Consider the following 12849-nt stretch of genomic DNA (forward strand, 5'->3'; position numbering starts at 1 on the left):
GCGCGGTGCCGAGCATGGCTCGGCACTACCCGGCCGCGGGGAATGCACTTACCTGTCACGGTAGAGCCGAGCCATGCTCGGCTCCTTTCCAACACGTGTGCATGATCCCGACCGGTGCGGTGCCGAGCATGGCTCGGCACTACCCGGCCGCGGGGAATGCACATACGTGTCCCGGTAGAGCCGAGCCATGCTCGGCTGCTTTCCAACACCTGTGCATGATCCGCACCGGCGCGGTGCCGAGCATGGCTCGACCACCGATCTTGCCTGCGACCCGATCGACGCATGGACCCCTGATGCGGAGGCCCTTTAAACAGGGCCCTGCTCATCCCTGCCATGCGATCCCATCGTCGGCCGAGGTCATCGCAGCGGCGGTCCATCACGATGCGATCTGGTGGTGCGCGGGCCGACAAACAAAAACGGCGCCCTATGGGCGCCGTTTCGTGTTCAACCTGATAACCGCAAGCCGCTTAGGGAGCCGGTGCTGCCGCTTCCGGCGCAGCGCCCTTGCCCTTCATCATCGCGTCGCGTGCCGCCTTGAACGGGTTGCCCTCATACCAGTTCGGCCAACGATCACCACCGGCCAGCTCCTTGCCCACGCCGTACAGCAACTGCAGGTCTTCCACCGTGCCGTCCAGCTTCCAGGTGGCCGGGTCGAACTCATCCTTCGGGCCGTGGTAGCGGTCGCGGCCATACGCCTCGGCTGCCTTGCGGCCTGCCTCGACGCCACCGTCGCGCAGGTCTTCCCCGCCATCGGCATACAACGCCGGCACGCCGGCCTTGGCGAAGTTGAAGTGGTCCGAACGGAAGTAGAAGCCGCTCTGCACCGAGGTCTCACCATGCAGGGTACGGCCCTGGTTGGCGGCCAGCGGTTTGAGGATGTCTTCCAGCTCCGAGCTGCCGAAACCGGTCACGGTCAGGTCCTTGGCACGGCCGGCCACCGACATCGCATCGATGTTGATCACCCCGGCAATCTTGTCCAACGGGAAGGTCGGGTGGCTGACGTAGTACTTGGAACCGAGCAGGCCCGATTCTTCCAGGGTCACCGCCAGGAACACCACCGAACGCTCCGGCGGCGGCTGCTGGTGCACCATCGCATCGGCCACTTCCAGGATCCCGGCCACGCCGGTGGCGTTGTCCACCGCGCCGTTGTAGATGTTGTCGCCCTGCTCACCCTCGTGCTTGCCCAGGTGGTCCCAGTGCGCCATGTACAGCACGGCCTCGTCGGCGCGCTTGCTGCCCGGCAGGACGCCGACCACGTTGCGCGAGGTCTTCTCGGCGATGGTGCTCTTCAGGTCGAAGGACACCTTGGCTTTCAATGAGACCGGCTTGAAGCCGCGCTTGCTGGCGTCCTTGTAGGCCTTGTCCAGATCCAGCCCGGCATCGGCGAACAGCTGGCGCGCCGCCTCGGCACTCAACCAGCCCTGCGCCGGAATGCGTGCCTCCGGATCATCCTTGGCCGGCAGGTCGTACTGCGGGCCGGCCCACGAGTTCTTGACCACGTCCCAGCCATACGACGCACCGGCAGTGTCATGCACGATCAGCGCCGCGGCGGCGCCCTTGCGGGCGGCTTCCTCGAACTTGTAGGTCCAGCGCCCGTAGTAGGTCATGCGCTTGCCGTCGAACAGCTTGGCATCGTTGACGTGGAAGCCGGGGTCGTTGACGAACATCACCACCGTCTTGCCCTTCCAGTCCTGGCCGGCGTAGTCGTTCCACTTCTGTTCCGGCGCGTCCACGCCGTAGCCGACGAACACCAGCTCGCTGCTGTCGACCTTCACCTCCGGCTGGCCACTGCGGGTGCCGATCACCATGTCGGTGCCGAATGTCAGGTCGCGGGTCTTGCCGGCCTGGTCGAGCTTGAGCACCGTGGATTCGTCGGCCGTGGTTTCGGTCATCGCCACGTCCTGGAACCAGCTGTCACCGTTGCCCGGCTGCAGGCCGATGCGCTGCATCTGGTCGCGGATGTAGTTGACGGTCAACGCTTCGCCCTTGCTGCCCGGTGCACGACCTTCGAAGTCGTCCGAGGCCAGGGTCTTGACCAGTTCGCCGAAGTCGGCGGCGTTGATCTCCGGGGAGAACGCATGGCCGACGGCGGCAGGCACCTGCGTGGCCGCATTGGCCGCGGAGTCGGCCGGGGCGGTGGCTTCGCCTTTGCACGCGGTCAGCGCGGCGGTGGCGGCAAGGCACAACAGAAGTTTGCGGGGCATCATCGATTCCTGGATCCAGTGGGCCGGTGCATTCAACGCACCGGGAGAGGGTATCAATCCTGCGGCGCGGCGTCGGTGTCGAACGGGATGGCCTGAGCACCGCTGACCGCGCCGATGTGCGCGCTGCGATGCACATACAGGGTGACCTCGCGCTCGAACTGCAGGCTGCCGTCGACGCTGGCCTTCGGGCCGATGATCACGCGCGGCTTGCGCCCGCTGGTGAGGGACAGGTTGAAGTTGGGCTTCTTGACCCGGATCCCGCCCTGCACCTGCGAGCCGACGCCGACGGTGATGTCACCGTTGACGGTTTCGATGTTGCCGCGCAGGCGCGTCTCGACCAGCCCGATGCCGCCATTGACGGTTTCCATGTTGCCGTCGATCTGGCTGCCGCGATCGATGAAGATGCTGCCGTTGACGGTTTCAACGTTGCCCGCGGCGACCACATCGCGGCCGATCCGGACGTTGCCGTTCACCGTGGAAACGCCGGTGGTCTGGGCGCGGTCGTTGACCTGGATACTGCCGTTGACGGTCTGGATCTCGCGGGTCACCACGCCTTCTTCGACGGTGATGCCGCCGTTGACCGTTTCCAGATCGCCGTAGGATTGGCCACTGCTTGCGCGGATGCTGCCGTTGACCTTGCTGATGTCGTCGCTGGCGAAGGCGGGCGCGCAGGACAGCGCCAGGGCCAACAGCAGCGAGAGCGGAATATGTTTCATGATGACCTCGTGTCCGGGGTGCGGCTGGCAGGCCGCCTATGGGGATGTCACCATGCATCGCTACAATCCGCATCTGCCTGAAGTCACTGGAAAGCCCTTGCGCCACAACGCTTCTTCCTCACGCTGGAATAACAATCCGTCGCCTGCACACCGGGGCGCGACCGCCTTGCGTGGGCTGGCGCGTGGCCTGTTGCTGGCGCTGGCGATGCTGGCGCTGGGCCCCGTGGCGGCGCAGACCTCCAAGGAAGCCGAGCGCAAGCTGCAGAAGCTGCGCAGCGAGCTGAAGGGCGTGGCGCAGGAACGGCGTGCGCTGGAGGGGCAGCGCGGCCAGGCATCGCGACAGCTGCGCGAGGCCGACGAGAAGGTTGCCCGTACCGGGCGCGTGCTGGCCCAGACCGAAACCGCGCTGCAGCGCGAAACCCGCGCCATGGAGGAACTGCAGCGCAAGCGCAGCGACCTGCAGGCGGGGATGCAGAAGCAGCGCGAGGAACTGGCCTCGCTGCTGCGCTCGGCCTACCGCATCGGCAACAACGCCCCGTTGAAGCTGCTGCTGTCGCAGGACCGCGTGGCCGACGCCAACCGCAGCCTGGCCTACCACCGTTACCTGCAGCGCGAGCGCGCCCGCCGCATCCAGCTGATCACCCATGACCTGGCCGAGCTGCAGGCCGTCGAGGCGCAGATCGTCGAGCGTCGCCAGGCGCTGGAAGGCGCCCGCCAGCAGCAGAAGCAGCAGGTGGTGACCCTGGCCGATGACCGGCGCACGCGCGCGGCCACGGTGGCCAGCCTGGACGAACGTTACAAGGACCGCAGCGAACGCGAGAAGGCGCTGGGCCAGGACGCCAAGGCGCTGGAATCGCTGCTGGCCAACCTGCGCGCCGCCGCCGCGCGTGCCGAAGCCGAGCGCCGCGCCGCCGCACGCCGCGCGGCCGCAGAGAAGGCCGCCGCCGACAAGGCCGAGAAAGCCGCGGCTGCCAACGGCACCCGTCCGCCGCCGCGCCCGGGCAAGACCCCGCCGGCCGTGGCCTCGGCCCCGCCGCCCAAGGTGGGCGGGCTGGGCTGGCCACTGTCGGGCAACCTGCTGGCCCGCTACGGCGGCAAGCTGCCCGATGGGCGCACCAGCAGCGGCGTGCTGATCGGCGCCGCTGCCGGCAGCACGATCACGGCCGTGGCCGATGGCACGGTGGTGTTCTCCGACTGGATGACCGGCTACGGCATGATCCTGATCGTCGACCATGGCAACGGCTACATGAGCCTGTACGCGCACAACGACACCCTGCTGCGCGACGCCGGCGCCACGGTGAAGAAGGGCGACCCGGTGGCCAAGGTCGGCAACTCCGGTGGACAGGGCGTGACCGCGCTGTATTTCGAGCTGCGCCGCAACGGGCAGCCGGTCGATCCGGGCAGCTGGCTGCAGCGTCGCTGACACCCAGCCCAACGGCGCGCTGTCCATGCGCGCCGGGTTCAACGGGAATTTATCGTCGCTTCGCGCATAATCGGGCGACGCACCCAGTGCGTGTTTTCCGTCCCCCGCCGACCTGGAGTGCTTCATGCGCGTAGCCCGTTCCGCCACCTTGCTGCTGGCCCTGTTGCCCGCTGTGTCCTGGGCGCAGCAGACCAGCGAGGCTGCCAGCAGCGCCAGCGATGCCGCCAGCAGCGAAGAGGCGGTGACATCGAAAGTGCCGCTGGAGGAAATCCGGCGCTACGTGGCGGTCTACAACGCGGTCCGCGCCGCCTACGTGGACCCGGTGGATGACAAGAAGCTGATGCAATCGGCCATCCGTGGCCTGTTGCTCGACCTGGATCCGCACAGCACCTATTTCGACAAGGAAGACGCCGAGGCCTTCGACGAACAGGCCACCGGCGCCTACGACGGTATCGGCGTGGAGCTGCAGCAGCAGCCGGACAACAGCAGCCTCAAAGTGATCTCGCCGATCGACGACACCCCGGCTACCCGCGCCGGGATCCGCGCCGGCGACCTGATCATCGCGATCGACGGCAAGCCGATCAGTGCCATCCAGGCCACCGAGCCGCTGCGTGGCAAGGCCGGCAGCAAGGTGGTGCTGACCCTGGTGCGCGAAGGCAGGGCCAAGCCGTTCGACGTTACCGTCACCCGCCAGACCATCCGTGTGACCAGCGTGCGCAGCCGCATGCTGGAGCCGGGTTATGGGTACATCCGCCTGAGCACCTTCCAGGCCGACACTGGCGCCGATTTCCAGAAGCATGTCGGCCAGCTGCAGCAGCAGGCCGGCGGCAAGCTCAAGGGCGTGGTGCTTGACCTGCGCAGCAACCCCGGCGGCCTGCTCACCGCGGCGGTGCAGGTGGCCGATGACCTGCTCGACAAGGGCAACATCGTCAGCACCCGGGGCCGCATCTCGATCAGCGATGCACGCTTCGATGCCACCCCGGGCGATCTGCTCAAGGGCGCACCGGTGGTGGTGCTGGCCGATGCCGGTTCGGCCAGCGCCTCCGAAGTGCTGGCCGGCGCGCTGCGCGACAACGGCCGTGCGCGCGTGGTCGGCAGCCGTACCTTCGGCAAGGGCTCGGTGCAGACCGTGCTGCCGCTGGACAACGGCGACTCGGTGAAGTTGACCACCGCGCGTTACTTCACCCCGAGCGGCAAGTCCATCCAGGCCACCGGCATCGTGCCCGACGTGCTGCTGCAGCCGGAGAGGCAGCCGGGTGACGATGCCCTGCCGGCCAGCCTGGCCGACTACAGCGAAGCCACCCTGCCGGGCCACCTGCGCGGTGACGAGGAAGGCGGCGACGGCTACAAGGCCGGCGACGTGCTGCCCGGCGACGGCCCGATCAACGACGCGCTGGCCGAGTTGAAACAGCCGGGTTCGGTGCTGGCAAAGCAGAAGGCAGAGGCCGCCAAGGCAGCCGCGCAGAAGAAGCCGGAAGACAAGAAGCCGGAAGCGAAGCCGGAAGCAAAGCCGGAAGCAAAGCCGGAAGCAAAGCCGGAAGCAAAGCCGGAAGCAAAGCCGCTGGATACGCCGGCCAAACCCTGACCGGTAGTGCCGGCCGCTGGCCGGCTCTGCATGCACCCAACCGCATGAGGCGCCGGCCACCGGCCGGCTTACCGGGTAATTCTATCGATCCGTGGAGCCGGCCAGCGGCCGGCACTACCGGGTGGCTTCAACGATGCTTGGAGCCGGCCAGCGGCCGGCATACCGGGTGACTCCACCGATCCGTGGAGCCGGCCAGCGGCCGGCACTACCCGGTGCGTCCGACCGGACGCGTGGCCGGCCAACGCGTCATGCGTCGGCGCGGCCTAGAACCCGTGGCGCTTGCGCAGCCGACGCGCGATCGCCGCGCGCACATAAACCCCGTAGGCCAGGCCGAACACGAAGCCTGCGATGTGCGCCCACCAGGCCACCATGCCGAAGCTCGGGCCGATATAGGCGAACACCACCTGCAGCGCCGCCCACACCCCGATCAGCAGGTAGGCCGGCGCCCGCACGAACTCCAGGAACAGGCCCAGCGGGATCACCACGCCCAGCCGCGCGCCTGGGAACAGGGCCAGGTAGGCACCGATCAGCGCCGACACCGCGCCGCTGGCGCCGATGATGATCTGGTCCGGGCTGCCCATGGTGTAGATCGCGGTCAGGTTGGAAATCGCCCCGCCCACCAGGAACAGTAGGATCAGCCGCCACGGCCCCAGCACGCGCTCGGCCGGCAGCCCGAAGATCAGCAGGAACACCAGGTTGCCCAGCAGGTGCGACCAGTCCGCATGCAGGAACAGGGCGGTGAACAGGCGCAGCACGCTGCCGTCCTGCAGGGTGGCCCACCAGTCCAGCGGGTGGGTCAGGCCGGTCGACAGGGCGCCCCAGTCCAGCCACAGGCTGCGGCGGGCATCGTCCGGACGCGAGATCGACCACAGGAACGCCACCCACAGGGCGGCGAACAGCAGCGGGGTAGCCCAGCGGAAGGCGGACTTCTTGCGGGAGGGGATCGACACGAACATGGGTGCGCTAGCCTAGCGCGGCGACGCCCGTGATGGGGCATTGACGGCTTCAGCCTGAATAGCCACAAGGGGGCAGTCCGTTATTGTTTCATTAACCGGTCTGGGTATACTCCAATACGGCGTCGTATGTCGGGAGGGGAATCCGGCGCGTTGTCTCCACCGAAAGGCAGGGACGACGCAGGCGCACGTTGCCAAACATCACCGCAATTCCGGAGAGAACCAAACATGCATACCGCTTCCACGCTTGCCCGCGTCACCGCCCTGGCCGTCGGCATCGCCGGTGTCCTGGCCGTCGGCCACGTCAACGCTGCCGCCTTCCAGCTGAAGGAAAACAGCGCCAAGGGCCTCGGCCGCGCCTTTGCCGGTTCCGGCAGCGCCGAGGGCGACGCCTCGATCATCGCCGTCAACCCGGCTGGCATGCGCCAGCTCGAAGGCACCCAGATCCAGGGTGACCTGAGCGCCATCAGCTTCTCGGCCAAGTTCAGCGGCACTGGCCGCAAGCCGACCGGCCAGCCGCAGACCGGCGGTGACGGCGGCGACGCAGGCATGATCGCTCCGGTCCCGGCTGCGTACTTCCACATGCCGATCGGCGAACAGGCCCACTTCGGCGTGTCGCTGACCGCTCCGTTCGGCTTCAAGACCCAGTACGACAACGCGTGGGTCGGCCGTTACAGCGGCCTGAAGACCGACCTGAAGGCGATCGACCTGGGCTTTGCCGCCTCCTACGACGTCAACCCGTACGTGTCCTTCGGCGCGTCGGTGTTCGTTGAACACCTGACCATCGAACTGAGCAACAACATCGACTTCGGCACCGCGCTGGCGCAGTCGCGCGTGCCGGGCTTCGCCCCGGGCAGCGCCGATGGCAAGCTGACCGTGGAAGGCGACAACAACGCCGTGGGCTGGACCGTCGGTGGCTTGTTCAGCCCCGATGAGAACACCCACATCGGTATCAGCTACCGCTCCAAGGTCGAGCACAAGATCACCGGTGGCGACGCTACCTTCGACGTGCCGGCCAACGCCGCTGCCGTGCTGGCCGTGGCACAGCCGGGTCGCTTCACCAGCACCTCGGGCAAGGCCACCCTGACCCTGCCGGCGTCGGCCACCCTGAGCGTGACCCACAACGTCAATGACCGCTGGACCGTGATGGGTGATGTCACCCGCACTGCCTGGTCGACCGCGTTCGATCAGGTCACCATCGACTACGCCTCGGCGCAGCCGGACTCGGTGCTGGAATTCGGCTACCGCGATACGACCTTCGTCTCGCTGGGTACCGACTTCAAGCTGAGCGATACCGTCACCCTGCGCGGCGGTGTCGCGCTGGACCAGACCCCGACCACCAACGCCCACCGCGACGTGCGCGTGCCCGACACCAGCCGCAAGTGGCTGTCGCTGGGCGTGGGCTGGACCCCGTCGGCGAACATCGAATACAACTTCGGTTACACCCATCTGTTCACCAAGGATCCGGACGTGAACATCGCCGGCACCACCAACAACCAGGGCAACTCGCTCACCGGCAAGTACAAGGTGCGCGGCGACGTGCTGGCCGCGTCGTTCAACTACAAGTTCTGATCGACGTAGCCGCACCGGTTGTTTGAATGGCAGAAGGCCCCGCGAAAGCGGGGCCTTCTGTTTGTGCGTGCCGCGGTCGATGGCTGCCCAGCCGATGTGCCCCTGATCGCCGAGCCGCTTCGCGCCGCCCCTGCCGCAGCTGCGCGATGAACGTCCGATCGCCATGTGCCCGGGCATCGACACCAGTAGCAAGGCCGGGAGCAAAGCAGTGCGTATGGCCGGATTCTGCCACGAGGTTGGCCCATGGCAGCGGTGGCACTGCGCGTTTCAGGCGCCGTCCACGCAGACGCAGCGCGTACAATTCCGCACCGCCCCCGCACGGTGGGTCATGCTGTTTTGACAAGGATCTGTACATGTCGCCTCTCGCGTTTCGTTCCACCCTTTTCCTGGGGTTGGCCGCACTGTCCGCCCCTGCATGCGCCGCCGACTTCGCCGCGTGTTTCACCCTCACCCCGGGCCTGACCTGGTCCACCGCCGATGAAACGCTGACCATCGAAACGTCGACCTTCGCCGGCCAGCACGCGATCAAGGTCAACAGCGCAGGCGGCGGTATCGGTACTGCCAGCTACTTCGATGCCAGCGGGCGTGCCTTCCTCGGCCAGGACCGCTATGGCATCTCCGCCTGGGGTGGCGATGCGTCCAAGCCGGTGATGACCGACACCTTCAAGCCCGCGCCGACGTTCCCGCAGACGGCCAAGCCGGGCGACCGCTTCCAGTACACCGGGAAGGGCGAGCGCACCCATCACGTCGAAGACACCGTCGAACCGCTCGACTTCGATGGCTTCTCCGATTACACCTTCGTCGGCTTTGAAGACGTCGACGTGGAGATCGATGGTCAGCCGCGCACCTTCAAGGATACCTGCCACGTCAGCGCGACCTTCGAGGACAACCGCATCGAAGGCTGGTACGCGGCCGGCTTCGGCCGCATCAAGTTCGAGCGCTACATGGGCAAAGAATTGTTCATGCGCGATGAGATCGAGTCGATCGACGCCCCGTAACGCCGGCTGCTGACGGGCCATTCGTTGACCCAGATGAAACCCACAAAAAACCCCGCTTTCGCGGGGTTTTTTGTTCAACAGATGACGCCGTGGATCAATCGCCCAGCGTCAGCAGCGAGGCATTGCCGCCGGCCGCGGTGGTGTTCACGGTGACGGTTTTTTCGGTGGCAAAACGCAGCAGGTAGTGCGGACCGCCGGCCTTCGGCCCGGTACCGGAAAGACCCTGGCCGCCGAACGGCTGCACGCCGACCACCGCACCGATCTGGTTGCGGTTGACATACACGTTGCCCACATTGATGCGCGAGGAAATGCGATCCACGGTTTCATCGATGCGCGAATGCACGCCCAGGGTCAGCCCGTAGCCGGTGGCGTTGATCTGGTCGATCACCGCGTCGAGCTGATCGCCCTTCCAGCGGATCACGTGCAGCACCGGCCCGAAGATTTCCTTGTGCAGCTGGTCCAGGTGCTTCAGTTCGTACGCACGCGGGGCGAAGAACGTGCCATGCGCGGCCGCTTCGCTGAGTTCGGCGGCGGCGATCAGGCGTGCTTCCTTTTCCATGCGCACGGCGTGGTCCTGCAGGATCTGCAGCGCGTCGGCATCGATCACCGGGCCCACGTCGGTGGACAGAAGGCCGGGGTCGCCGACCTTCAGTTCGGCCATCGCGCCGGACAGCATGGTCATCACCTTGTCGGCGATGTCGTCCTGCACGAACAGCACGCGCGCGGCCGAGCAGCGCTGGCCGGCAGAGGTGAACGCCGACCCGATCGCGTCCTTGACCAGCTGTTCCGGCAGCGCCGAGGAGTCGGCGATGAAGGCGTTCTGGCCGCCGGTCTCGGCGATCAGCACGCCGATGGCGGCATCGCGTGCGGCCATCGCGCGGTTGATCGCGCGGGCGGTGTCGGTGGAGCCGGTGAAGGCCACGCCGGCCACGCGCGGGTCGGCGGTGAGCGCGGCACCGACGGTGGCGCCGTCGCCGGGCAGGAACTGCACCACGCCTTCGGGCACGCCAGCCTCGAGCAGCAGCTTTACTGCGTAGTAGCCGATCAGGTTGGTCTGTTCGGCCGGCTTGGCGATGACGCTGTTGCCGGCGGCGAGCGCGGCGGCCACCTGGCCCAGGAAGATCGCCAGCGGGAAGTTCCACGGGCTGATGCACACGAACACGCCGCGGCCATGCAGCTGCAGTTCGTTGGACTCACCGGTGGGGCTGGGCAGCTTTTCGGCATGGCCGAACTGCTCGCGCGCCTGCTTGGCGTAATAGCGCAGGAAGTCGACTGCTTCACGCACTTCGGCGATGCCGTCGGGCAGGCTCTTGCCGGCTTCCTTGACGCACAGCGCCATGAACTCGGGCAGGCGCGCTTCGAGCTGGTCGGCGGCGTGTTCCAGGATCGCCGCGCGGCTGGCGGCCGGGGTGCGGTTCCACGTCGGCTGCGCGGCGACGGCATTGGCCAACGCCTTTTCGACGGTGGCGCTGTCGGCCGGCTGCCACTGGCCCACGACCTGGCGGGTATCGGCCGGGTTGGTGACGTTCAACAGCGCACCGGTCGGGCTGGCGCCGGGCACCAGCGGTGCGGCGTGCCAAGGCTTTACGGCGGCGTTGAGCTGCTCGGCCAGGGCGCGCAGATCGTTGTCGTTGGCGAGATTGACGCCCATGGAGTTCTTCCTGTCATGGTTCTGGCTGCGCAGCAGATCGACCGGCAGCGGGATTTTCGGATGCGGAATGGAGGCGAACGAGGACACCGCCTCGACCGGATCGCGGATCAGGTCGCCGATGGCCACGCTGTCGTCGGTGATGCGGTTGACGAAGCTGGAATTGGCGCCGTTTTCCAGCAGGCGGCGCACCAGGTACGGCAGCAGGTCTTCATGCGAACCGACCGGTGCGTACACGCGGCACGGCACGTTCAGGCGATCGGCCGGCACCACTTCGGCGTACAGGTCATCGCCCATGCCGTGCAGCTTCTGGTGCTCGTACTGGCCACCCTTGGCGATCGTTTTGACGGCGGCGATGGTGTGCGCGTTATGCGTGGCGAACATCGGGTACAGCGCGTCGGCATTCGAGAACAACCGCTTGGTGCACGCCAGGTAGGACACGTCGGTGTTCTGCTTGCGGGTGAACACCGGGTAGGCCGGCAGGCCGTCGATCTGCGCACGCTTGATTTCCGCGTCCCAGTACGCGCCCTTGACCAGTCGTACCTGCAGGCGGCGACCGATGCGGCGGGCCAGATCGGCCAGGTAATCGATCGTGTACGGCGTGCGCTTCTGGTAGGCCTGCACGACTACGCCGAAGCCTTCCCAACCCACCAGCGAGGCATCGGTGACCACCGCTTCGATGATGTCCAGCGACAGCTCCAGGCGGTCGGTCTCCTCGGCATCCACGGTGCAGCCGATGCCATAGGATTTGGCCAGCTGCGCCAGTTCCAGCACGCCCGGGACCAGGTCGGCCATGACGCGCGCGCGCTTGGCGTGCTCGTAGCGCGGGTACAGCGCGGAGAGCTTGATCGAGATGCCCGGCGCCGCGTTGACGTCGCCGTCCGGGCGCCCGCCGCGTGCCTTGTGGTCACCGCCGATGGAGTGGATCGCGCGGCGGTAGTCTTCCAGGTAGCGCTTGGCGTCCTTCATGGTCAGCGCGCCTTCGCCGAGCATGTCGAACGAGTAGCGGTAGTTGGCGTTGTCGCCCTTGTGCGAGCGCGACAGCGCTTCGTCGATGGTGCGGCCCATGACGAACTGGTGGCCCATGATCTTCATCGCCTGGCGCACGGCCAGGCGGATCACCGGCTCGCCCACGCGGCCGATCAGACGTGCGAACGCACCCGGTACGTCGGCACGGGTCGCGTCGTTGATCTGCACCAGGCGGCCGGTGAGCATCAAGCCCCAGGTGGAGGCGTTGACCAGCACCGAATCGCTGCCGCCCATGTGCTTCTTCCAGTCCGCATCGCCGAGCTTGTCGCGGATCAGTTTGTCGGCGGTGTCCTGGTCGGGAATGCGCAGCAGGGCTTCGGCCACGCACATCAGCAGCACGCCTTCTTCGCTGCCCAGGTCGTACTGGCGCATGAAGGCTTCGATCGCGCCCTGGTCCTTGGCGCGCACGCGAACGCGCGCGACCAGGTCGGCGGCCACGGCCTGCACCTGCGCCTGCTCGGCGGCCGGCAGGCGGGCCTGCTCCAGCAGTTCGCGCACATGGCTGGCCTCGTCCTTCATCCAAGCATCGGTGATGGCCTGACGAAACGCGGGGGGAGGCGTCGGCAGCTCGGGCGACAGCAGCGGCGGACGGAGAGCGCCGGCCGGGGCCGGGGCAGGAATCGGTGCGGAGGGTGCGGTCATGCCGGTCGGCTCGTGGAAAACTTGACCATTTTAATCGCTTTTTGAGCTCGACAAGCAAATTCAGGCGTGCTGTCGATAG

Annotated in this window: 8 protein-coding genes; 4 read left to right on the forward strand and 4 right to left on the reverse strand. The window is 67.1% G+C overall.

The genetic code is table 11. From position 1 onward, the window contains the following. Positions 1–467: 467 nt before the first annotated feature. Positions 468–2204: a M28 family metallopeptidase gene (locus NR101_RS11950; protein WP_256775027.1), complete on the reverse strand. Its 1737-nt coding sequence runs from the start codon at positions 2202–2204 to the stop codon at positions 468–470. A gap of 53 nt (positions 2205–2257) precedes the next feature. After that, positions 2258–2920, reverse strand: coding sequence for a hypothetical protein (locus NR101_RS11955; RefSeq protein WP_256775028.1), 663 nt, complete (start codon positions 2918–2920; stop codon positions 2258–2260). Between the two features lie 205 nt (positions 2921–3125). Between NR101_RS11955 and NR101_RS11960 the strand changes: the two genes are divergently transcribed. Both NR101_RS11960 and NR101_RS11965 read left to right on the forward strand, forming a co-directional pair. Next, complete coding sequence (locus NR101_RS11960) at positions 3126–4343, forward strand: peptidoglycan DD-metalloendopeptidase family protein (protein WP_256775171.1); 1218 nt, start codon at positions 3126–3128, stop codon at positions 4341–4343. A 124-nt stretch (positions 4344–4467) separates the two neighbouring features. After that, positions 4468–5928, forward strand: coding sequence for a S41 family peptidase (locus tag NR101_RS11965; RefSeq protein WP_256775029.1), 1461 nt, complete (start codon positions 4468–4470; stop codon positions 5926–5928). Positions 5929–6191: 263 nt separating this feature from the next. On the opposite strand, the gene NR101_RS11970 is transcribed toward NR101_RS11965, so the two are convergent. Then, the gene (locus tag NR101_RS11970) at positions 6192–6884 is read right to left on the reverse strand and encodes a rhomboid family intramembrane serine protease (protein WP_256775030.1); all 693 of its coding nucleotides are present in this window, start codon (positions 6882–6884) and stop codon (positions 6192–6194) included. A gap of 225 nt (positions 6885–7109) precedes the next feature. Here NR101_RS11970 and NR101_RS11975 point away from each other — a divergent pair, with 225 nt between their 5' ends. Both NR101_RS11975 and NR101_RS11980 read left to right on the forward strand, forming a co-directional pair. Further along, on the forward strand, positions 7110–8453 hold the full coding sequence (locus tag NR101_RS11975; RefSeq protein WP_256775031.1) for an outer membrane protein transport protein: 1344 nt from the start codon (positions 7110–7112) through the stop codon (positions 8451–8453). Between the two features lie 353 nt (positions 8454–8806). Then, positions 8807–9451 carry a hypothetical protein gene (locus tag NR101_RS11980; protein WP_256775032.1) on the forward strand — a complete coding sequence of 215 codons (645 nt, stop codon included), beginning with the start codon at positions 8807–8809 and terminating at the stop codon, positions 9449–9451. Between the two features lie 94 nt (positions 9452–9545). On the opposite strand, the gene putA is transcribed toward NR101_RS11980, so the two are convergent. After that, the gene (gene putA, locus NR101_RS11985) at positions 9546–12770 is read right to left on the reverse strand and encodes a bifunctional proline dehydrogenase/L-glutamate gamma-semialdehyde dehydrogenase PutA (RefSeq protein WP_256775033.1); all 3225 of its coding nucleotides are present in this window, start codon (positions 12768–12770) and stop codon (positions 9546–9548) included. Between the last annotated feature and the right edge of the window lie 79 nt (positions 12771–12849).

Origin of the sequence: Stenotrophomonas sp. Ste86, assembly GCF_024519465.1 — a bacterium.
In the GTDB taxonomy this organism is placed as follows: Bacteria; Pseudomonadota; Gammaproteobacteria; order Xanthomonadales; family Xanthomonadaceae; genus Stenotrophomonas.

Bases quoted from the DNA above. Each gene is read 5' to 3' on its own strand.
- NR101_RS11950 (WP_256775027.1), bottom strand. From the start codon at position 2,204: ATGCCCCGCAAACTTCTGTTGTGCCTTGCCGCCACCGCCGCGCTGACC.
- NR101_RS11955 (WP_256775028.1), bottom strand. From the start codon at position 2,920: ATGAAACATATTCCGCTCTCGCTGCTGTTGGCCCTGGCGCTGTCCTGC.
- NR101_RS11960 (WP_256775171.1), top strand. From the start codon at position 3,126: ATGCTGGCGCTGGGCCCCGTGGCGGCGCAGACCTCCAAGGAAGCCGAG.
- NR101_RS11965 (WP_256775029.1), top strand. From the start codon at position 4,468: ATGCGCGTAGCCCGTTCCGCCACCTTGCTGCTGGCCCTGTTGCCCGCT.
- NR101_RS11970 (WP_256775030.1), bottom strand. From the start codon at position 6,884: ATGTTCGTGTCGATCCCCTCCCGCAAGAAGTCCGCCTTCCGCTGGGCT.
- NR101_RS11975 (WP_256775031.1), top strand. From the start codon at position 7,110: ATGCATACCGCTTCCACGCTTGCCCGCGTCACCGCCCTGGCCGTCGGC.
- NR101_RS11980 (WP_256775032.1), top strand. From the start codon at position 8,807: ATGTCGCCTCTCGCGTTTCGTTCCACCCTTTTCCTGGGGTTGGCCGCA.
- putA (WP_256775033.1), bottom strand. From the start codon at position 12,770: ATGACCGCACCCTCCGCACCGATTCCTGCCCCGGCCCCGGCCGGCGCT.